This is a genomic window from Buchnera aphidicola (Pterocallis alni) (assembly GCF_964059075.1).
Lineage (GTDB): Bacteria > Pseudomonadota > Gammaproteobacteria > Enterobacterales > Enterobacteriaceae > Buchnera_L > Buchnera_L aphidicola_AN.
Genome location: NZ_OZ060377.1, coordinates 312,782 through 334,276 on the forward strand (window position 1 = coordinate 312,782; position 21,495 = coordinate 334,276).

Annotated in this window: 21 protein-coding genes and 1 tRNA gene; 15 read left to right on the forward strand and 7 right to left on the reverse strand. The window is 22.6% G+C overall.

Features of this window, described 5'->3' with window-relative positions:
- Window positions 1-3: 3 nt before the first annotated feature.
- The 7 genes from lysA (at window position 4) to AB4W54_RS01465 (ending at window position 8,156) form a co-directional block, all read left to right on the forward strand.
- A complete protein-coding gene (gene lysA, locus AB4W54_RS01435) occupies window positions 4-1,287 on the forward strand; it encodes a diaminopimelate decarboxylase (protein ID WP_367674340.1) in 1,284 nt (427 codons plus the stop codon).
- A gap of 127 nt (window positions 1,288-1,414) precedes the next feature.
- A complete protein-coding gene (gene miaB / locus AB4W54_RS01440) occupies window positions 1,415-2,749 on the forward strand; it encodes a tRNA (N6-isopentenyl adenosine(37)-C2)-methylthiotransferase MiaB (RefSeq protein ID WP_367674341.1) in 1,335 nt (444 codons plus the stop codon).
- A 19-nt stretch (window positions 2,750-2,768) separates the two neighbouring features.
- A complete protein-coding gene (gene ybeY, locus AB4W54_RS01445) occupies window positions 2,769-3,209 on the forward strand; it encodes an rRNA maturation RNase YbeY (RefSeq protein WP_367674342.1) in 441 nt (146 codons plus the stop codon).
- 73 nt (window positions 3,210-3,282) lie between these two features.
- On the forward strand, window positions 3,283-4,152 hold the full coding sequence (gene corC / locus AB4W54_RS01450; RefSeq protein ID WP_367674343.1) for a CNNM family magnesium/cobalt transport protein CorC: 870 nt from the start codon (window positions 3,283-3,285) through the stop codon (window positions 4,150-4,152).
- 110 nt (window positions 4,153-4,262) lie between these two features.
- Window positions 4,263-6,824 carry a leucine--tRNA ligase gene (gene leuS / locus AB4W54_RS01455; RefSeq protein WP_367674344.1) on the forward strand — a complete coding sequence of 854 codons (2,562 nt, stop codon included), beginning with the start codon at window positions 4,263-4,265 and terminating at the stop codon, window positions 6,822-6,824.
- Window position 6,825: 1 nt separating this feature from the next.
- Entirely contained in the window at window positions 6,826-7,785 is a 960-nt protein-coding gene (locus AB4W54_RS01460; RefSeq protein WP_367674345.1) for a hypothetical protein, read from the forward strand.
- 149 nt (window positions 7,786-7,934) lie between these two features.
- Complete coding sequence (locus AB4W54_RS01465) at window positions 7,935-8,156, forward strand: sulfurtransferase TusA family protein (protein WP_367674346.1); 222 nt, start codon at window positions 7,935-7,937, stop codon at window positions 8,154-8,156.
- 16 nt (window positions 8,157-8,172) lie between these two features.
- On the opposite strand, the gene asd is transcribed toward AB4W54_RS01465, so the two are convergent.
- Window positions 8,173-9,288 carry an aspartate-semialdehyde dehydrogenase gene (gene asd / locus AB4W54_RS01470; RefSeq protein ID WP_367674347.1) on the reverse strand — a complete coding sequence of 372 codons (1,116 nt, stop codon included), beginning with the start codon at window positions 9,286-9,288 and terminating at the stop codon, window positions 8,173-8,175.
- Between the two features lie 153 nt (window positions 9,289-9,441).
- Here asd and AB4W54_RS01475 point away from each other — a divergent pair, with 153 nt between their 5' ends.
- The 4 genes from AB4W54_RS01475 to mscS all read left to right on the forward strand — a co-directional run bounded on the left by AB4W54_RS01475 (window position 9,442) and on the right by mscS (window position 13,378).
- Window positions 9,442-10,032, forward strand: a complete 591-nt coding sequence (locus tag AB4W54_RS01475; RefSeq protein WP_367674348.1) for a YhgN family NAAT transporter — start codon at window positions 9,442-9,444, stop codon at window positions 10,030-10,032.
- A gap of 119 nt (window positions 10,033-10,151) precedes the next feature.
- Window positions 10,152-11,348: a phosphoglycerate kinase gene (locus tag AB4W54_RS01480; protein WP_367674349.1), complete on the forward strand. Its 1,197-nt coding sequence runs from the start codon at window positions 10,152-10,154 to the stop codon at window positions 11,346-11,348.
- Window positions 11,349-11,392: 44 nt separating this feature from the next.
- Window positions 11,393-12,475 (forward strand): class II fructose-bisphosphate aldolase, encoded by a 1,083-nt coding sequence (fbaA, locus tag AB4W54_RS01485; RefSeq protein ID WP_367674350.1) that lies wholly within the window; start codon window positions 11,393-11,395, stop codon window positions 12,473-12,475.
- A gap of 42 nt (window positions 12,476-12,517) precedes the next feature.
- Window positions 12,518-13,378 (forward strand): small-conductance mechanosensitive channel MscS, encoded by an 861-nt coding sequence (gene mscS, locus AB4W54_RS01490; RefSeq protein WP_367674351.1) that lies wholly within the window; start codon window positions 12,518-12,520, stop codon window positions 13,376-13,378.
- Between the two features lie 70 nt (window positions 13,379-13,448).
- Here mscS and AB4W54_RS01495 read toward each other — a convergent pair.
- Window positions 13,449-13,522 (reverse strand) — tRNA-Met (locus AB4W54_RS01495).
- 130 nt (window positions 13,523-13,652) lie between these two features.
- Between AB4W54_RS01495 and ribE the strand changes: the two genes are divergently transcribed.
- The 4 genes from ribE (at window position 13,653) to AB4W54_RS01515 (ending at window position 16,452) form a co-directional block, all read left to right on the forward strand.
- On the forward strand, window positions 13,653-14,141 hold the full coding sequence (ribE, locus tag AB4W54_RS01500) for a 6,7-dimethyl-8-ribityllumazine synthase (protein WP_367674629.1): 489 nt from the start codon (window positions 13,653-13,655) through the stop codon (window positions 14,139-14,141).
- A 12-nt stretch (window positions 14,142-14,153) separates the two neighbouring features.
- Entirely contained in the window at window positions 14,154-15,287 is a 1,134-nt protein-coding gene (gene ribD, locus AB4W54_RS01505; protein WP_367674352.1) for a bifunctional diaminohydroxyphosphoribosylaminopyrimidine deaminase/5-amino-6-(5-phosphoribosylamino)uracil reductase RibD, read from the forward strand.
- A 35-nt stretch (window positions 15,288-15,322) separates the two neighbouring features.
- Window positions 15,323-15,757 carry a transcription antitermination factor NusB gene (nusB, locus tag AB4W54_RS01510; protein ID WP_367674353.1) on the forward strand — a complete coding sequence of 145 codons (435 nt, stop codon included), beginning with the start codon at window positions 15,323-15,325 and terminating at the stop codon, window positions 15,755-15,757.
- A gap of 395 nt (window positions 15,758-16,152) precedes the next feature.
- The gene (locus tag AB4W54_RS01515; RefSeq protein ID WP_367674354.1) at window positions 16,153-16,452 is read left to right on the forward strand and encodes a TusE/DsrC/DsvC family sulfur relay protein; all 300 of its coding nucleotides are present in this window, start codon (window positions 16,153-16,155) and stop codon (window positions 16,450-16,452) included.
- Between the two features lie 21 nt (window positions 16,453-16,473).
- On the opposite strand, the gene cyoE is transcribed toward AB4W54_RS01515, so the two are convergent.
- The 5 genes from cyoE to cyoA all read right to left on the reverse strand — a co-directional run bounded on the left by cyoE (window position 16,474) and on the right by cyoA (window position 21,171).
- Window positions 16,474-17,331 (reverse strand): heme o synthase, encoded by an 858-nt coding sequence (gene cyoE, locus AB4W54_RS01520; protein WP_367674355.1) that lies wholly within the window; start codon window positions 17,329-17,331, stop codon window positions 16,474-16,476.
- A 1-nt stretch (window position 17,332) separates the two neighbouring features.
- Complete coding sequence (locus AB4W54_RS01525) at window positions 17,333-17,752, reverse strand: cytochrome C oxidase subunit IV family protein (protein WP_367674356.1); 420 nt, start codon at window positions 17,750-17,752, stop codon at window positions 17,333-17,335.
- Entirely contained in the window at window positions 17,671-18,279 is a 609-nt protein-coding gene (locus AB4W54_RS01530; protein WP_367674357.1) for a cytochrome c oxidase subunit 3, read from the reverse strand. The genes AB4W54_RS01525 and AB4W54_RS01530 overlap by 82 nt, the downstream gene beginning before the upstream one ends.
- Window position 18,280: 1 nt before the next feature.
- The gene (gene cyoB / locus AB4W54_RS01535) at window positions 18,281-20,254 is read right to left on the reverse strand and encodes a cytochrome o ubiquinol oxidase subunit I (RefSeq protein ID WP_367674358.1); all 1,974 of its coding nucleotides are present in this window, start codon (window positions 20,252-20,254) and stop codon (window positions 18,281-18,283) included.
- A gap of 80 nt (window positions 20,255-20,334) precedes the next feature.
- Window positions 20,335-21,171, reverse strand: a complete 837-nt coding sequence (cyoA, locus tag AB4W54_RS01540) for a ubiquinol oxidase subunit II (protein ID WP_367674359.1) — start codon at window positions 21,169-21,171, stop codon at window positions 20,335-20,337.
- Window positions 21,172-21,495: the final 324 nt, after the last annotated feature.

Consider the following 21,495-nt stretch of genomic DNA (forward strand, 5'->3'; position numbering starts at 1 on the left):
AATATGTTGCATATATCAAAAAAAAATATATCTCTTAATCCAAAAAATATATTATCAATAATAAAAAAATATAATACACCAATTTGGTTGTATGATGCGGAAATAATTCAAAAAAAAATAAATCAGTTAAATAAATTTGATATTATTAGATTTGCACAAAAAGCATGTTCAAATATTCATATTTTGAAATTCATACGATCATTACAAGTCAAAGTAGATGCTGTATCATTAGGAGAAATAGAAAGAGCGTTACTCGCTGGATTTACACCCCATAATGATGAAATAATTTTTACAGCAGATATGTTCGATAAAGAAACATTAAATAGAATTATTGAATTAAATATTACAGTTAATGCGGGATCATTAGATATGTTGAAACAATTAGGAAAAATATCTCCCGGACATCGCGTATGGATTCGTATCAATCCAAAATTTGGTGATGGACATAATAAAAAAACAAACACAGGTGGAGAAAATAGTAAACATGGTTTATGGAACCCAGAATTAGCTTTACCAATCATTAAAAAATACAAATTAAATCTCATTGGTTTACATATGCATATTGGATCTGGAGTAAATTATATACATTTACAAAAAGTATGTCACTCTATGATTCAGTATTCTATTTTATTAAATCAAAATATTCAATATATTTCTGCTGGAGGAGGATTATCTATTCCTTATAAATCTACTGATTCTATTGTAAATACAAATCATTACTTCAAATTATGGAATCATACCAGAAATATTATATCTAATTACTTAGGTTATAAAATCACTTTAGAGATTGAACCTGGTCGTTTTTTAGTCGGAGAATCAGGTATTTTAATTACTCAAGTATACTCTATTAAATATGTTTATAAAAAAATTTTTATTTTAGTTGATGCTGGATTTAATGATTTAATCAGACCAGCAATGTATGGAAGTTATCATCACATATCTGTTTTACCATATAATGGAAGAAATATAAAAAAAAGCAAAAAAATTAAAGCAATAATAGGAGGACCATTATGCGAATCAGGGGATATTTTTACACAAGATAATACAGGAGAAATTCAAGAAAGAATACTACCAGAGGTAAAAATAGGTGATTATATAATTTTTCATCATACCGGAGCCTACGGATCTTCTATGTCATCCAATTATAATACCAAACTACTTATACCAGAAATTTTATTTAAAAATAACATACCACAAATAATTAGAAGAAAACAAACATTTCAAGAACTATTCCAGCAAGAAATGGATATAAAAAATAATTCTATATTTGAGAATCAAGATATTTAAAAAAATTTAATTTCTATAAAATATACATACTAAAAATAAATATAAATATATCATATAATATATAATAAAATAATGTATAATAAATTACAATTAAATCATTATATTATATTTTTCTATATATTATCACATGAAAGAAAATAAAAAAAAATTTTATATAAAAACGTGGGGATGCCAAATTAATGAATATGATTCATTAACAATCATTAACACATTACAACAAAATAAAAAATACACTGAAACAAAAAATGTTCTTGAAGCAGAAATTTTAATTTTAAATACTTGTTCAATTCGAGAAAAAGCACATGAAAAATTATTTCATCAACTTGGAAGATGGAAAGACTTAAAAAAAAATAATAAAAATATTATTATAGCAGTAGGAGGTTGTGTTGCCACACAAGAAGGAAATAATATCCTTAAAAGAGCAAAATTTGTTGATATTATTTTTGGTACACAAACATTACATAAACTACCTCATATGCTTGAAAAGCATATAATAAAACAAAAATCTTTAATAAATATTAATTTTTTACAGCTAGAAAAATTTCAAGATACGATAAAACCAAAATTTACTAATTATATAGCTTCTATTCCCATAATGGAAGGATGTAATAAATATTGTTCATTTTGCATTGTACCCTACACAAGAGGTAGAGAAATGAGTAGACCGTTTTACTCTCTTCTTACAGAAATTAATACACTTGCCAATAATGGAATTAAGGAAATACAATTACTAGGTCAAAATGTAAATTCTTATAAATATATAGATAAAAATAAAAATAAATACACATTTGCAGAATTATTACATTCTATTTCACTGATAAAAAAAATAAAAAGAATTAGGTTTATTACAAGTAACCCAATGCAATTTACTGATGATATAATACACATATATAATAAAACAAACAAAATAGTTAATTTTTTACATTTACCTATACAAAGTGGATCAAACAAAATATTAAAATTAATGAAAAGACCATATTCTATATCAGAATATGAACAAATAATAAAAAAATTAAAAAAAATAAGACCCAATATCCAAATTAGTTCTGATTTTATTGTCGGTTTCCCTGGAGAAACAGAAGATGACTTTCAAGATACAATAAAAATCATTTCTAAAATTAAATTTGATATGAGTTATAGTTTTATATATTCTCCAAGACCAGGTACTCCTGCATCCAAATTAAAAGACAATGTTGATCTTGAAACAAAAAAATATAGACTACAAATATTACAAAAAAAAATTAAAAAACAAACCAACTATTGGAATACAAAAATTATAAACAGTAACCAAAAAATATTAGTAGAAAAATTTTTTAATAAAAAAAAATTAGAATTAATTGGGAAAACAGAAAATAATAGAACAGTAATTCTTCAAGGACAAAAAAATATGATTGGTAAAATTATTAAAGTACAAATTACTAAAAAAAAAAAAAATTTTTTTAAAGGAATATATATTCCATAATTAACTATTTATAATATTTATGTTAAAAATACATTTTCAAATAAATTGTACAAATAAAAAAAATATTCCAAAAAAAAAAAAAATTACACAATGGATAAAATATTTAATAAAAAAAAAATGTGAAATAAACATTATAATAATCGATATTCTACAAATGAAAAAAATTAATCAAATGTACAGAAATCAAAAATTAGCTACTAATATACTCTCTTTCCCATTCCAACCTCCAAAATATACCAAATCTTTACTTATAGGAGATTTAATTATTTGTTCTGAAATAATTAAACAAGAAGCACAAATACAAAAAAAAAAAATTATAATGCATTGGGCACATATCATTATACATGGTGTACTACATTTATTAGGTTACCAACATAACAATCACAAAACACAAACAAAAATGCAACTACAAGAAATTAAAATTATGAAAAAAATAGGATTTAATAATCCATATATATAATCAAATTAAATACTATCTAAAATAGTTAATATATACTAAAATATAATTTAAAAAATTAAATATAAATCAAAATATGCATAATAGTACATTACACAAAAAAAAACAACATAATAAAAAAGGATTTTTATCAATACTTATTAATCAATTATTTAACGAAGCACCTAAAAATAAAGAAGAATTACTAGAACTCATAAGAGATTCAGAAAAAAATTCTTTAATTAATCAAACTACGTATGAAATGCTAAAAGGAGTAATAAAAATTACTAAACAACGAATCAAGAAAATTATGATACCCCGTTCACAAATGATTATAATTAAAATTAATGATTCTTTTAGTAAATGTTTAGATATCATAATAAAATCAGCTCATTCTAGATTTCCTGTTATGAGTCAAAATAATAATTATGTTGAAGGATTTTTGTTAGCTAAAGATTTGTTGCCTTTTATAAATCAAAAAAATAAAACTTTTAGTATAAAAAAAATTTTAAGACCTCCTATTATAGTACCAGAAAGTAAATATGTAGATAATATGTTAAAAGAATTTAGAATTAATAGATATCATATGGCTATAGTTATTGATGAGTTTGGAACAATTTCAGGATTAGTAACTATTGAAGATATTTTAGAAATCATTGTAGGAGAAATATTTGATGAATTTGATCATACTAAAAATATGAACATAAAAAAAATAAATCACAATACTTTTTCCGTTAATGCCCTTACACAAATAAAACAATTTAACAAAATATTTCATACTAAATTACTTGATACAGAAGTAGATACTATAGGTGGATTAGTTATGCAACACTTTAAATACTTACCAAAAATAGGAGAAAAGATTTATATTCAAAAATTTAAATTTCAAGTATCTATTTCTAATAGTATCAGAATTATACAATTAGAAATTACTGTACCAAATGATACAATTGTATCAAAAATATAAAATATAAACTCAAAAGTAAAAATTTAATATAAGTATATATTTTTATGTAAAATATTTTACATATATATCATATACTGCAAATATTATATCAATTATTAATATATATAAAAATGGAAAAAACATATAATCCTAACATCATAGAACCTATTGTACAAACATATTGGGATATTCATAAAACATTTACAGTACATAAAAAAATAAAAAAAAAAAAATATTACTGCTTAGCAATGCTACCATACCCATCAGGTAAAATACATATGGGTCATGTCAGAAACTATACTATTTGCGACGTTATTGCAAGATATCAACGTATGCTAGGAAAAAATGTATTACATCCAATTGGTTGGGATGCATTTGGATTACCAGCAGAAGAAGCAGCAATAAATCATAATATTGATCCAAAAACATGGACGTATCAAAATATTCAATATATGAAAAAACAATTCAAAAAATTAGGTTTTAGTTATGATTGGGATAGAGAAATCAATACTTGTGACCCCAATTATTATAAATGGGAACAATGGTTATTTAATAAATTACTTACAAAAAAATTAGTATACAAAAAAAAATCATTTGTTAATTGGTGTCCAAATGATAAAACTGTTTTAGCTAATGAACAAGTAATAAATGGAAGATGTTGGAGGTGCCAAAAAAAAATTATTATTAAATTAATACCACAATGGTTTTTAAAAATTACTGCATATGCAGAAAAATTATTAAAAGATTTAAAATTATTAAAAAAATGGCCGGAAAAAGTTATTAAAATGCAAAAAAATTGGATTGGAAAATTAAAAGGATTTGAAATTAATTTTAAAATACTGCATACTAATCAAAACATTAAAATTTATACTAACCGATTAGATCTATTAATGGGAACAACATATATATCTATATCTCCATTACATAAATTATCTAAACAAGAATTAACTAAAAAAGAACTACAAAAATTTATTCAAAATATGTACACTATAAATAATTACTCTAATCACAAAGAACATACATACATAGGAAAAAAAATAACAAAATATGCCATACATCCAATCACAAACAAAAAAATACCAATCTGGATCACAAACTATACACATATCACATATAACACAAAAATTAGAATATCAACTCCAGGGCATAATATACACGATTGGTATTTTGCTAAAAAATACAACATAAAAATAAAGTATATTATTTTAGAAGAAAATAATTCAGAAAGAAAAATTAATAAAAAAAAACCTACTGAAAATAAAGGTATTTTATGTAACTCATATCCATTTAATAACTTACATAGTAATATAGTAGAAAATAAAATTTTTGAAATATTAAAAGAAAATAATACAATTAAAAAAAAAAATAAATATAAATTACAAGACTGGAGTATATCTAGACAAAGATATTGGGGTACTCCAATTCCAGTAACTATATTAAAAAACCATACTATTTACCCAATACCAAATCATCAATTACCAGTTACCCCCCCAACAATAAAAACAATAAATGATTTAAAAAATATTCAGTCAATATACCAAAATTGGAAAAAAATAAAAATTAATAATTATGATATAAACAGAGAAACAGATACATTTGATACATTTATAGAATCTTCATGGTATCATATTAGATATACTGATCCTCACTATAAATTAGGTATAATTAATCCCAAAATAGCAAATTATTGGTTACCTATAGATCAATATATTGGAGGGATTGAACATGCTACTATGCATTTAATATATTTTCGATTTATTCATAAAATACTATACGATTTAAAATTAATTAATTCACCCGAACCAGCAAAAAACTTATTATGCCAAGGAATGGTTTTATCTGAAGCGTTTTATTATATTAATCTAGAAGGAAAAAAAACATGGATAGAACAAAAAAATTTACAAAAAATAAATAATAAAATAAAATCAATAAAAACTATAGATACACATAATAAAAAAATTATCAGTGCAGGAATAATGAAAATGTCAAAATCAAAAAAAAATGGCATTTCACCTAATAAAATGATTAAAAAATATGGATCCGATACAATTAGATTATTTATGATGTATGCCGCTCCAATTCAATCTGATATTATATGGAATGAATCAGGAGTAAAAGGTATGTATCGATTCTTAACAAAACTATGGAACCTAATATATCAACATACTCATAACATCATCAATACAAAACAAAAAATATATAATACAGAAAATATTCAAAATAATTTACATGAAACTATTGTTAAAGTTTCGCATGATATAGAAAAAAGAAAATCTTTTAATACTGCAATAGCTTCAATTATTAAATTTACAAATTCAATATGTAATATTGATTTCATTAACAAATATGATAAATCTTTTGTTCAAAATATATTTAATAATATAATAAAAATGTTATATCCATTCACACCTCATATTAGTTTCATTTTATGGAAACAATTAAATAATAATACTAATATTGATTATGAAACATGGCCTATATGTCATCCGAATGTAAATAATAAAAAAAATATAAACTTTATTATACAAATTAATGGAAAGAAAAAAAAAATTATTACAGTACCATATAATCTTAATAAAATAAAAATTCTTAATTTATTAAAACAAGAAAAAACAATATCTATAATACTCCAAAAAAATAAAATTAAAAAAATTATATATATAAAAAATAAATTAATAAATTTAGTAATATAAAATGAATATATATATTAAACCTAAAAAAGTAAAAAAAATACTATTAAAAAATTTTTATTATAATTACTTAATCATAGAAAACAATTTTATGATATCACAAGAAATTCAAGAAAAAATAATAAAACATTATAATAAAAAAAAATATAACACAATTATTCAATTACAAGTCACATCAAAAATTGATTTTAAAAAAATATATTACGAATACCAACAAAAACAACTATTTATAAAAAAAAAAATATTATTTGTTACTGTACAACATATTATAAATACTAATATTATTAATAGTATAAATATATTATTAAATTATGGAAATAATAATATTATATTAGTATTCATATTACCAGATTTACAATGTCGATACATGTATCTATTAAATGGGTTAAATAATACAAAAATAATTATAATATCTTGTAATAACATATCAAAAATAAAAAATAAAATATGGATTATCAAACAGACAAAAAAAATGAATTTACATTTAAAAAATCCAATAATTAAAATTTTATCATATTATTATGAAAATAATTTATTTATGTTATTTAAAATACTACAAATATTAAAAATTATTAATCCTAAAAAAATTACTACGCAATATATTAAAAATATTATAGAAGATTCTGTCTATTTCACATTTAAACAACTCTTATATTCTTTACTATTAAAAAAAAAAATACAATATATAAGAATATTAAATTTCTTTCAAAAAAACAATTATAATATATTATCTTTATTAAGATATATACAAAAAAAAATAATATTATTAATAGAATTAAAAAATAAATACAAAAAAAATACCACACATAATATACAAAAAAAAAATAAATTTATATTGGAAAATATCAATCAAAAAAAAATATACAAAATCATACATTATTTACAAAAAATAGAACAAAATATTAAAAAATATGATAATGATTTGATATGGATATATTTTAAAATGTTAATTACTATTATATAATATTGTTTAATAATATATGTATCCAAGGTTAATATATAATAAAATAACACTTTTATTCTCAAAATGATATCTTAATAATATTAAGATTCAAATTTATACATCAAAACACCATAAATTAAAAATTAAATCTTTAATATCAAAAATAAAATATGCCACTTAAAATATTTAACTTAACTCATTTAAAATGTCCAGATACTATAGTTTGCTTTAGAAAAATAATGAGGAAAATTCATCATGAAAATATTATTATTATTATATCCCATGATATTTCAACAACATGGGATATACCACTATTTTGTAATTTTATGAATTATAAAATAATAAAACAGAAAATTAGAAACAAACCATATCAATTTTGGATAAAAAAATAAAAATATACATGATATATTATAAATTTATTAAAATCATTAACATTCTACGTAATGGTTCAGCAGCACCCCATAATAATTGATCACCTACTGTAAATACAGAAATAGTTTTTAAACCTACATTTAATTTTCTAATACGACCCACTAAAACATTTAAAGTACCTGTCACAGCATTAGGAGTTAATAAATTTAATGTAGAATGCATATCATTAGGAACTATTTTCACCCACATATTGTGTTTTTTAATAATATCAACAATATTTGAATAAGACAAATCCTGTTTTAATTTTATAATAAATGATTGACTATGACATCTAAATGTGCCTACTCTAACACATGTACCATCCATGGGAATGACACTAGAACTACATAATATTTTATTTGTTTCAGCCTGTACTTTCCATTCCTCTTTAGTTTGTCCATTTTCCATTTCAGAATCAATCCATGGTAATATATTACCAGCTAAAGGAAAAAGAAAATTTTTTACTGGGAATATTGTACTTTTAGTGACTTCTGAAAGTTTTTTTTCCATATCTAATACAGAAAACGAAGAATTATTAAAATTATTAGCAACAGAATTATATAAACACCCCATTTGTTGTATTAATTCAAAAATATGTTTTGAACCTGCTCCAGATGCCGATTGGTATGTTGAAAATGTTATCCAACTAATTAATTTTTTTGCAAATAAACCACCTAAAGCCATTAACATTAAACTAACCGTACAATTACTACCAATAAAAGTTTTTATACCTTTTTGTATAGAAAGATGTATCATATCTATGTTTAATGGATCTAAAACAATAATAGAATCTTGATGCATTCTTAATAAAGAAGCTGCATCTATCCAGTATCCAGACCAACCAATATTACGTAACTTATAATATACACAATTAGTATAATCTGCTCCTTGACACGTAACAATTATATCCATAGATTTTAAATGATCGAAATCATAAGCATCTTGTAAAATATTAGTACGCGTATTTGGAACAATCTGTACTTCTGATCCAACATGCGAAGTAGAAAAAAATACAGGATGCATATCATGAAAATTATTTTCTTCAATCATTCTTTGCATTAACACTGAACCAACCATCCCTCTCCAACCAATAAAACCAACATATTTTTTCATAACATACCTCACCATAAAATAAATTTTATAAAGTATATAAAAATTTAAAATATTAATATATAATATATTTAAAAATAAAAATAAACTTTTTATTATAAATGTATATAATTATATATTATTAATCATTCACATAAAATATAAATAGGTACTCCAATGCATGCCATCATCTCTACTACTATATTATTAGTATTAATTATGGATCCATTAGGTAATTTACCAGTTGTTATGTCTATTCTAAAACACTTAGAACCAAAAAGACGTAATATAGTCCTAATAAGAGAAATGATTATTGCTCTATTAATTATGGTACTATTTCTTATAGTAGGAGAAAGAACACTCGCAATACTAAATTTAAAAGCTGAAACAGTATCAATATCTGGAGGAATAATATTATTTTTAATAGCTATAAAAATGATTTTCCCAGATTATAAAGAAGAAAATACAAAAAATAAACCCAAAGAACCATTTTTAGTACCATTAGCAATACCATTAGTTGCTGGTCCATCTCTATTAGCAACATTAATGTTGTTATCACACCAGTATTCCAATCAAATTACATCACTATCTATATCTTTAATAATAGCATGGAGTATAACAGTAACTGTTTTATTACTATCAGGAACATTTTTAAAAATAATAGGCGAAAGAGGAGTGGAGGCATTAGAAAGATTAATGGGTTTAATATTAATTATGTTATCAACACAAATGCTTCTTGATGGAATTAGCGCATGGTTTAAAATATAAAATAATAAAATTGTATAAAAATTATTCAATAAATACTGTATAATACATAAAAAATATACAAGTACAGTACATAATAATATCAAATATAATAAATGATATAATATTTTTTTGGAAAAAATATGAATAAAATAAATATCACACAAAATACATTGAATTCAATAAAACATATGACCGAAGTAGATTTGCATAACAAAACAGTACTAATTAGAGTAGATTTTAATGTACCAATACAAGACAATAAAATATTATCTGACGATAGAATTAAAGCCAGTATACCTACAATTAAACTAGCATTAAAAAAAAATGCACGAGTAATTATTATGTCACATTTAGGAAGACCTAAAGAAGGAATATACGAAGAAAAATTTTCACTATTTCCAATATTTCAATATTTAAAAAAAATATTCTATAAAAATAATGTTATATTTTCTAAAAAATTAGAAAATATTAATATGCAAAAAAATGATTTATTAATATTAGAAAATGTAAGATTTAATATAGGAGAAAAAAAAAATGATATAAATTTATCGCAAAAATATGCTTCATTATGTGATATATTTGTTATGGATGCTTTTGGTAGCGCTCATAGAAAAGAAGCTTCAACTTTTGGAGTAGGTATATATGCTAAAATAGCATGTGCAGGGCCATTATTAATATCTGAAATATATTATTTAACAAAGGCTTTAAAAAATCCTAAAAGACCAATGACTGCTATTATTGGAGGTGCGAAAATATCTACAAAATTTAAACTATTAACGTCTTTATCTAAAATTGCCAATACTGTCATAGTAGGAGGAGGTATTGCAAATACTTTTTTAGCAATTAAATACAATATTGGAAAATCATTACATGAACCTAAATACATTAATTTAGCAAAAAAAATAAAAAAACAAAATAATATTATTATACCAGTCGATTCTAGAGTTGGAACAAGTTTTTCAAAATTATCACAAGCGGTAATCAAAAAACCATGTGATATCAATCAAAATGAAGAAATAATGGATATAGGAGATGAAAGTATTAAAAATATACAAAAAATAATAGAAAATTCTAACACAATACTATGGAATGGTCCATTAGGTGTATTTGAATTTCCAAATTTTAGTATCGGAACAAAAGCATTAGCTAAAAGCATATCTAAAAGTAATTCTTTTTCTATAGCAGGAGGTGGTGAAACATTATCTGTAATTAATATGCTTAATATCAGAAAAAAAATATCTTATATTTCAACAGGTGGCGGAGCATTTTTAGAATTTATAGAAGGAAAAAAATTACCTGCTATACATATGTTAGAAAAAAAATATCATATGAAGTAAAATAATTATTTATAGAGAATATTCATAATCTATCAAGGATATATATGTCAAAAATACAAAATTCTATCCAAAATGGAATAATATTTGGAAAAGAAACAAAAAAAATATTTAAAATAGCAAAAAAAAAAAAATTCGCAATACCAGCTGTTAATTGTACAAATATAGATACAATTAATATTGCTTTAGAAACAGCTAGTAAAATGCATGCACCAATTATTATACAATTATCTTACGGAGGATCATCATTTATATCAGGAAATAATTTACCAACAATATCTCAAAATAAAAAAGCGGCATTAGGATCTTTATCTGCAGCGAATCATATTAACTTAGTTGCAAAATATTATAATATCCCAGTCATCTTACATACTGATCATTGTTATAAAGATACTTTACCATGGATAGATTATCTATTAAAAAAAAGTGAAATATATTTTCATAATACAGGAAAAACAATTTTTTCTTCTCATATGATTGATTTATCTAAAGAAAAAATACAAAAAAATTTAGAAATAAGTAAAAAATATTTACTCAGAATGAGTAAAATAAATATGATATTAGAAATAGAATTAGGATGTACGGGAGGAGAAGAAGATGGAATTGATAACAGTAATATAAAATCCGATTTATTATATACAAAACCAGAAGAAGTATATTATATGTATCACGAATTAAAAAAAATTAGTAATAATTTCATTATTGCTGCTAATTTTGGCAACACACATGGAGTCTATGCTCCCGGAAACGTTCAACTTAAACCAAATATATTAAAAAAAACACAACAATATATTTGTAATAAATACAATTTAAATGTTAATAATCCTGTTGATTTTGTATTTCATGGTGGTTCAGGTTCTTCTATATCAGATATTAAAAAATCAATAAATTATGGAGTAGTAAAAATCAATATAGATACCGATATACAATGGGCTTCTTGGGAGGGTATTTTAAAATACTATCAAAATAATAAAAAAAACCTTCAAACACAATTAAGTAACATTAACGGTATAAATATACCCAATAAAAAATATTATGATCCAAGATCCTGGATACAGGAATCAAAAAAATCTATATCTGAAAAATTAAAAAAAATATTCACAATATGTAATTGTTATAATTTAATTTAAATTCTAATCCAATCCAATCAAAACAATTCATTGAGGTTGAAAATGCAAGAAGTATTCAATGTAGTTGATAATATTCACTATATTGGACAATGGTTAATATTAAATAGAATAATGTTATTACAATATATTATTAATATAACATCAGCTCTAATTATCACCATTGTAGGATGTTTTTTATCAACAGTAATTTCAAATACTTTAAATAAAATATTAACAACAAGAAGGATTGATAAAACAATATCAGATTTTTCTACAACAATATCAAAATATTTTATTATTACATTTACTATGGTAATCGCATTAAGTAGAGTAGGAGTACAAACAACATCTGTAATTGCTATTTTAGGAGCTGCTGGAATGACTGTCGGTTTAGCTCTTCAAGGATCTTTATCAAATTTCGCCGCAGGTGTTTTACTTGTTGTATTCAGTCCATTGAGAATTGGAGAATATGTAGTTTTAAAAAAAGTAGCCGGAACTGTACTTAGTATACATGTTTTATATACCACATTAAAAACAGTAGATGGAAAAATAATAGTTATTCCAAATAGTAAAATTACCTCTAACGACATTATTAATTATTCAAGAGAATCTTGTAGAAGAAATGAATTTATCATTCCTGTTCCATATGAAACAAATATAGACAGGGTGATTGAAATATTAAAAAATGTAATGTATGCTGACCCTAGAGTACTTAAAAATAGAGATATAATAGTAGGATTAAATACCTTAGAACCATATTCTATGCACTTTATAGTAAGATGTTGGAGTAATACTAATATATTAAAAGCAGTATATTGGGATCTAATGGGTAAATTTAAAAAAGCATTAGAAGAGAACAACATTCAAACGCCTTACCCTAGATTCGATATACATTCATATACCAAAGAAAATGAAGTTATTTAACAATTTTTTTAAATTTCATATATAATGTAAAATTCAAAAAAATAATTATGAATTTAATTTTTGTGTATTATTGCGGGAGCTGGATTTGAACCAGCGACCTTCGGGTTATGAGCCCGACGAGCTACCATACTGCTCCATCCCGCTATTAAATTCAATTATACAACATATAATCAAAAATATCAATATATAAAAAAAATATTAACATATTTAAAATTTAATATAATATAAAGAGAATAATATGAATATAAAAACAGAAGACAATAAAAAAAATAAAATCCAAACTATAGAATGTGGTTTAACAAATAAAAAATCTAAAATAGTTATTATTATTTCACGGTTTAACGAATTCATTAATAATAATTTATTATCAGGAGCAATTAATACATTAGTTCGTATTGGTAATATAAAAAAACATAATATCACTATTATTAAAGTACCCGGTGCATATGAAATACCTATTATTGCAAACATAATATCTAATTCTTTAAAATATCAAGGTATTATTACCTTAGGAACAATTATTAAAGGAGAAACAATACATTTTGAACAAATTTCTGCTAATATAATCTCTCAATTATCTTCCATTAGTATAAAGTATAATATCCCTATTGCATTAGGTATACTGATTACTGAAACTATTGAACAGGCTATTAATAGAGCTGGAGTAAAATTGGGTAATAAAGGTACAGAAGCAGCTTTAGCAATACTAGAAATGATTAGTATTATTAAATTCATTCAAAAAAATAATAATCTGTTTAATTAAAAAAATACAAAAATGCAATATAATGATAAAACATATAAAGAAAAATATAAAAAAGATATATTTTATATGAAAAAAGCTATAAAATTAGCTAAAAAAGGTATATATACAACACATCCAAATCCCAACGTAGGATGTATCATAGTAAATAATAAAAAAATTGTTGGACAAGGATGGCATAAAAAAGCAGGAGATCATCATGCAGAAATTTATGCAATACAAATGGCTGGAAAATTAACTCAAAATAGTACAGCATATATTTCCTTAGAACCGTGCAATCATGTTGGTAAAACACCGCCTTGTTGTGAAGCAATAATACAATCAGGAATTAAAAGAGTTGTTATATCTATGTTAGATCCAAACCCTAAAGTATCAGGGAAAGGTATACAATATTTAAAAAAATCAGGTATTAAAATTACATTAGGTATCATGTCCAAAGAATCTAAAGAAATTAATCAAGGATTCTTAAAAAGAATCAGTACAGGAATACCATGGGTAACAATAAAAATGGCTATCTCGGTAGATGGTAAAATAGCTATGAAAAATGGTGATAGTAAATGGATTACATCGAAAAAATCTATACAAAATGTGCATAAACTCCGAGCAACTAGTTCAGCTATTTTAAGTACTAGTAATACTATTTTACAAGATAACCCAAAACTCACAGTACGATATAAACATGTAAATAATAAGCAAAATATATTACCATATACTCAACCTATTAGAATTATTATAGATAGTAAAAATCAAATTCAACCTAATCATAATATTATTAAAGAAAATATAGGAATAATTTGGCTCATTCGATTATGTAAGGATAAAATTCAATGGCCAAATCACGTTAAACAAATTATTATACCTGCTTATAAAAATTATATTAATTTTAAAAAATTACTTATTTTTTTAGGAAAAAAAAAAATTAATAAACTATGGATAGAATGTGGAGCACATTTATTTAGTAATATTCTATCTATGCAAATAATTGATGAAATTATATTATATATTGCACCTAAAATGTTAGGAAATAATGCATATTCTTTTTTTTTTAATAAAAAAAAAGTTAATATAAATCAAAAACCTAATCTTATTTTTAAAAATATAAAAATGATTGGACAAGATATCAGATTAATTATTCAAACCAAATACTAAAAAAATAATATCAATTTATTTATTAAAGGAAATCTATGAACCCAAAAAAGAGAAGAAAAGCGAGAGAGTATATAGTAAAAGCATTATATACATGGCAAATATCCAATAATGATATTTTAGATGTTGAAAATCAATATTTACAAATCATTAATACTAAAAAAGTAGAAATAAAATATTTTCATGAATTAATTACAAATATATCGATTAATGTAAAAAACATAGATAAAAAAATTCAATTATATTTAAGTAGAAAAAAACATACTTTAGGACAAATAGATAAAGCAATATTAAGATTAGCTTTTTATGAAATATATTATAGAAAAGATATTCCATATAAAGTATCAATGAATGAAGGAATTGAATTAGCAAAATTATTTGGTGCACAAAATAGTCATAAATTTATTAATGGAGTATTACATCAAGCATCAAAACATATTAGAATAAATAATCAACAGGATACAAAACTATAAAAATAAACAGATATTTTCTTATACTACAAAAAATGACATTATATATAAATATACAAAAATAAATTTTAATATCACATAATATTTCAATCATTAGTAAAATATTAAATAAAATAAAAATATTTATATAGTATAACACTATACATACAAAAATATAGATTCTTATATAAAAATATTTCATATGCTAAAATACATAATTATTATGTTTTATATAAATAAAAAAAATATATAATAAAAATTTACTATCAATATATTATACAAAATATTTTAAAATATTTATGAGATGCTATTTTTTATAAAATACACAATAAAAAATATACATAGTAATATAAACTATATAATATAAAAATTATATATTAGTTAAATTTAACATAAAAATGATATAAAATATAATTTATATGATAATAAAAAAAAAAAATAAAATATTAAAAATTTGGAATACAAATATTGCATTAAAAATTGCACAATTAGAAAATATTACCATGACAAATAATCATTGGGAAATTATACATTTAATTAGAAATTTATACATTACATATAATATTATACCTCCCAATAGGATGTTATTAAAAATAATAAAAAAAAAATTAGGTATAGAAAAAAGTAATAATAAATATTTACTATCCTTATTTCCAAAAGGATTAGTTCAACAAGCTAATAAAATTGCAGGATTACCAAAAACAAATATTTGTCTATAAAATATACAATATATAATTTTATCAACAAGATACAGAACATATTATAAGAGACATGTTAAAAAGAAAAATAAATATTATAGAAGATAAAAATAATAATCTAGATAAATCAATATAATTTGTAAAAAAATAGTATGAAATAGATAAAAATAACCATATGACATGTAAAATAAATAACATTATAAAACTAATTAAATTAATAAAATGAAGAATATAGAATAAACATGTAAAAATAAATAATGCAATAACAGACAAAATAATTAATTTTAATGTCTTTAATACACCGTGAAGAACAACAAAAGTAGGTATATTAGCACGTTGATAATCACGAGAATACAATATCAAAATAGAATAAGAATGTGGTATTTGCCATAATGCAAATATTATAAACAACAAAATAAATTTTAAATCAATAAAATTTATAATAGTACAATATCCAACTACTGGAGGTATCGCTCCCGCTATACTACCAAGTAAAATAGCATGTTTCGATTTTCTTTTAAAATATAAACTATATACAAAAACATAAAAAAAAAAACCCAATATACATAAAAAAAAAGATAAAAAATTCAATTGTAATAAAAAAATACTACAACCTATACAAAACAATAACATAGCATAAATCTTGACACATGTCAGACCTAGCAAACCCCTAGGTAACACTCTTCCCTTAGTACGAAACATTTTTTTATCAATATCCATATCAATAATATTATTAAATACACAACCCGAAGCAATAATACAACCTGTAGCTAATAATACAAATAATAATGTATAATAATTAACACAATTACCTGATGCAAAACAAAAACCAGATAATACCGAAAAAAGATTAGCAATAATAATACCTGGTTTAATTAATGCAAAATAATATTTAATCATATTAAATATATAAAGAAAACAATATATGATGTTTCAAATTATACATAATCCATATCGAACCAGTCATAATAATAAATATCACGATAATGGAAAAAAATAAAAAAATTATAGTCCAATAATTCACTTTTAAAAATTTCAAATGTAAAAAATATCTCAAATGTATGTAAACTTGTAAAATAGAACATAAAACAATCATTACTATAGATAATTTAATACTAAACAGCTTTTTTATTGCTAAAAAAAAAGGTATAATAGTCAATATTAAACAAAAAAATAAACCAAAACAATAAAACTGAATCTGTTTCTTAATTGAGATACTATCAGAATTTAAATTTTCCATTATATACTTCCAATTAAATATACTATTGTAAATAAACATACCCATATTATATCTAAAAAATGCCAAAATAACCCCAAACATAATATTTTAATGTACATTTTTTTATTTAAATCTAATTTTATTAATTGAAAAAAAATTCCTATTAACCATAATAATCCAAATATAACATGTATACCATGCATCCCTACCAAGGTAAAAAAAGAAGAAAAAAATGCATTATTTTGAGGATTATATCCTAATTTTATTAAATTATTAAATTCCCAACCTTCTATAGAAATAAAAAACATACCACATATCAAAGTTAAGATTAAAAAAAAATATACAAAAAACATTTTCTTAGAAAATGCACAAATTACCAATAAACCATAAAAAAAAGAACTTAATAATAAAATAATCGTTTCTAAAAAAACAATATTTAAATTAAAAATACCATGATAAGAAACAATACTATTACACATAACACAATATACAGAAAATAAAGTAGCAAACAAAATACAATCACTCATTAAATATATCCAAAAACCAAATATATTTCTATTCTGAAAAATACTTATTTCATTTTTTATATTATTTATACTTTTCTCATCTATAGAATTATTTTCACTCATTCTATTTCCTTTTATTGTGAATAATATATGTATATTCTATTTTGCTAATTTCTTCAGAAGAAAGATATTGAACAGATTTATCTCGAAATAAATTAATAAAAAAAACCAAAATACTCATAATACAAAAAAATATACATAACCACCAAATATGCCAAACCATAGAAAAACCTACTACCAAAGAAAAAAATCCTAAAATAATTCCAAGAGCTGTATTTTGTGGTAAATGAATAGAAGAATATGATTGATTTTTATTAAAAACAATTCCTTTCTGTTTTTTATACCAAAAATCATCTATATTTTCGACAATTGGAATAGATGCAAAATTATAAATTGCAGGAGGTGAAGCAGTTGACCATTCTAAAGTTCTACCATTCCATGGATCACCAGTATAATCATAATTTAATTTTCTATACTTAATAGAAAGATACAATTGGATTATTTGACATAAAATACCAACACAAATTAACATTGCACCAAAACAAGAAACACATAACATACAATGAAATTTATGATCGATATTTTGACTAATACGACGAGTCATACCCATTAAACCTAAGTAATATAATGGAAGAAAAGCAAAACAAAAACCAATAATCCAAAAGTAAAAAGCTCTCTTACCCCATAACTCATTTAACTTAAATCCAAAAAATTTAGGAAACCAGTAAGTAATCCCTGCAAAACAACCAAATACTACACCACCAATAATTACTGTATGAAAATGAGCTACTAAAAAAACACTATTATGGAGTACAAAATCAATAGCCGGAATAGATAATAATACACCAGCCATACCACCAATGGTAAAAGTAATTAAAAATCCTACCGTCCATAACATAGCAGAATGCATATGCAATTGACCTTGATACATTGTAAATAACCAATTAAATATTTTTACCCCAGTAGGAATAGCAATAATCATGGTAGTAATTCCAAAAAAAGCATTTACATTAGCACCAGATCCCATAGTAAAAAAGTGATGTAACCAAACTATAAAAGATAAAATAGTAATAGATATTGTAGCCCATACTAGAGAAGTATAACCAAATAAAGATTTTTTAGAAAAAGTAGATACCACTTCTGAAAAAATACCAAATGCAGGAAGTATTAAAATATATACTTCTGGATGTCCCCAAATCCAAATTAAATTAATATACATCATCGCATTGCCAAAGCAATCAACAGTAAAAAAATGAAATCCACAATATCTATCTAACGTTAATAATATTAGAGTTGCTGTTAAAACAGGAAAAGAAGCAATAATTAAAATATTTGAACAAAGAGCAGTCCAAGTAAATACTGGTATTTTAAACATACTCATACCAGGAGCACGCATTTTTAAAATTGTAACTATAAAATTTATTCCACTTAATGTTGTTCCAATACCGGAAATTTGCAAACTCCAAATCCAATAATCTACACCAACACTAGGAGAATATTGCATCTCAGATAAAGGAGGGTAAGCTAACCAACCAGTTTTAGCAAATTCTCCAAATACTAAAGATAAATTAATTAATAAAGCACCACTAACAGTTAACCAAAAACTCAAATTGTTTAAAAACGGAAAAGCTACATCTCTTGCACCAATTTGTAACGGTATAACTAAATTCATCAAACCAATTATTAAAGGCATAGCAACAAAAAAAATCATAATTACACCATGCACAGTAAAAATTTGATCATAATGATGAGGTGGTAAAAAACCAGATGCCCCGTTAGAAGCAAAAACTTGCTGCATACGCATCATAATTGCATCAACAAAACCACGCAATAACATAATACATGCAAGTATAATATACATTATAGCTATTCTTTTATGATCTACAGAAGTTAACCATTCATACCACAAATACTTCCATTTACCTAATTGAGTAATTTTATAAAAAATAAAAAAACTCAATAAAAAAACAATAATACATGTTACCATAATAATAGGTTCATGATATGGTATAACATTTATTGTTAATTTACCAAACATAGTATTATTTCCTTGAAAATAATGTTACATTACATATCAATTGCTATACTAAATATTTATAACAATTTATAATCATAATATTATATAGACTTACATACTACACGTGCAAATAAATTAGGATAAATATTATTAAAATATTCTATATTATATAATATGCTAGGTTTAGAAATTGAATTAAATACGCTGATCGTATCTAAAGAATGAGAAATATGTTGTATTTTTTTAATCCATTTAGAAAAAATATCACTATTCTGTACTACTACAGTATTAAATTTCATATTTGAAAAACCATAACCATTATAATTAGAAGAAAATCCAGTATATATACCAGGAATATTAGATATTAAATTTAATTTAGTGTCCATCCCAGGCATGGCATAAATTTGACTACCTAAACTAGGAATAAAAAAAGAACTCATCACAGAATTAGAAGTGATATGAAAAATAATAGGTGTATCAACAGGTATGATTAATTCATTCACGGTAGCAATATTGTATTTAGGATATATGAATAACCATTTCCAATCTAGTGCTATAACATCAACGATAATAGGATGATTTGTAGATTGTATTTTTTTTTTAGGATCCAAAGAATGTGTAGTATTCCAAGCTAATATCCCTAAAAAAAATATTATAATAATTGGAACAATCCAAACTATCAATTCTATCTTTTTAGAATGTATAAATTGAGGATTATAAGTATTTTTCTTAGAAACGCGATAATTATAAACAAAAAATATCGTCATAAAAATAACAGGTAAAACAATTAATAACATAATTGCAAAAGCAATAAAAATTAAATTATATTGCTTAATAGATATTTCACCACTAGGATGAAAAGGAAAACTATAAAAACCACTTAATAAAAAAAAAGAAAGGAATAACATAATTTTTTCAAAAATATGTTTTTTATACATTATTTAACCTCGTAAATTTGATCTATATACGATACAATCCATAGTAATCAAGAAACATTTTAAAACGATAATATATTTTGTCATACCTAAATTTCAAAAAAAATAAAATATTTATATGATATTTAATATACTATAATATAGATAAATACAAAGTCATAAAAATTTAAAAAACAGAATATTTTTTTAAAATATATAAAATTTTATATAATAAAATAAAAATATATAATTTATTTATAAAAAATCTATAAAATAAATTTAAATATAATAAATTAAATTATATATTTATAAAATTGTAATAATATTTCTAACAATCAAATATCATAT

Excerpts from the sequence above, each read along its gene's own strand:
- AB4W54_RS01460 (WP_367674345.1), top strand. The coding sequence starts at position 6,826 with ATGAATATATATATTAAACCTAAAAAAGTAAAAAAAATACTATTAAAA.
- lysA (WP_367674340.1), top strand. The coding sequence starts at position 4 with ATGTTGCATATATCAAAAAAAAATATATCTCTTAATCCAAAAAATATA.
- cyoB (WP_367674358.1), bottom strand. The coding sequence starts at position 20,254 with ATGTTTGGTAAATTAACAATAAATGTTATACCATATCATGAACCTATT.
- miaB (WP_367674341.1), top strand. The coding sequence starts at position 1,415 with ATGAAAGAAAATAAAAAAAAATTTTATATAAAAACGTGGGGATGCCAA.
- AB4W54_RS01475 (WP_367674348.1), top strand. The coding sequence starts at position 9,442 with ATGCATGCCATCATCTCTACTACTATATTATTAGTATTAATTATGGAT.
- AB4W54_RS01480 (WP_367674349.1), top strand. The coding sequence starts at position 10,152 with ATGAATAAAATAAATATCACACAAAATACATTGAATTCAATAAAACAT.
- mscS (WP_367674351.1), top strand. The coding sequence starts at position 12,518 with ATGCAAGAAGTATTCAATGTAGTTGATAATATTCACTATATTGGACAA.
- leuS (WP_367674344.1), top strand. The coding sequence starts at position 4,263 with ATGGAAAAAACATATAATCCTAACATCATAGAACCTATTGTACAAACA.
- cyoE (WP_367674355.1), bottom strand. The coding sequence starts at position 17,331 with ATGATTAAATATTATTTTGCATTAATTAAACCAGGTATTATTATTGCT.
- cyoA (WP_367674359.1), bottom strand. The coding sequence starts at position 21,171 with ATGTATAAAAAACATATTTTTGAAAAAATTATGTTATTCCTTTCTTTT.
- asd (WP_367674347.1), bottom strand. The coding sequence starts at position 9,288 with ATGAAAAAATATGTTGGTTTTATTGGTTGGAGAGGGATGGTTGGTTCA.
- nusB (WP_367674353.1), top strand. The coding sequence starts at position 15,323 with ATGAACCCAAAAAAGAGAAGAAAAGCGAGAGAGTATATAGTAAAAGCA.
- AB4W54_RS01465 (WP_367674346.1), top strand. The coding sequence starts at position 7,935 with ATGCCACTTAAAATATTTAACTTAACTCATTTAAAATGTCCAGATACT.
- ybeY (WP_367674342.1), top strand. The coding sequence starts at position 2,769 with ATGTTAAAAATACATTTTCAAATAAATTGTACAAATAAAAAAAATATT.
- AB4W54_RS01525 (WP_367674356.1), bottom strand. The coding sequence starts at position 17,752 with ATGTTTGGGGTTATTTTGGCATTTTTTAGATATAATATGGGTATGTTT.
- AB4W54_RS01515 (WP_367674354.1), top strand. The coding sequence starts at position 16,153 with ATGATAATAAAAAAAAAAAATAAAATATTAAAAATTTGGAATACAAAT.
- AB4W54_RS01530 (WP_367674357.1), bottom strand. The coding sequence starts at position 18,279 with ATGAGTGAAAATAATTCTATAGATGAGAAAAGTATAAATAATATAAAA.
- corC (WP_367674343.1), top strand. The coding sequence starts at position 3,283 with ATGCATAATAGTACATTACACAAAAAAAAACAACATAATAAAAAAGGA.
- ribD (WP_367674352.1), top strand. The coding sequence starts at position 14,154 with ATGCAATATAATGATAAAACATATAAAGAAAAATATAAAAAAGATATA.
- fbaA (WP_367674350.1), top strand. The coding sequence starts at position 11,393 with ATGTCAAAAATACAAAATTCTATCCAAAATGGAATAATATTTGGAAAA.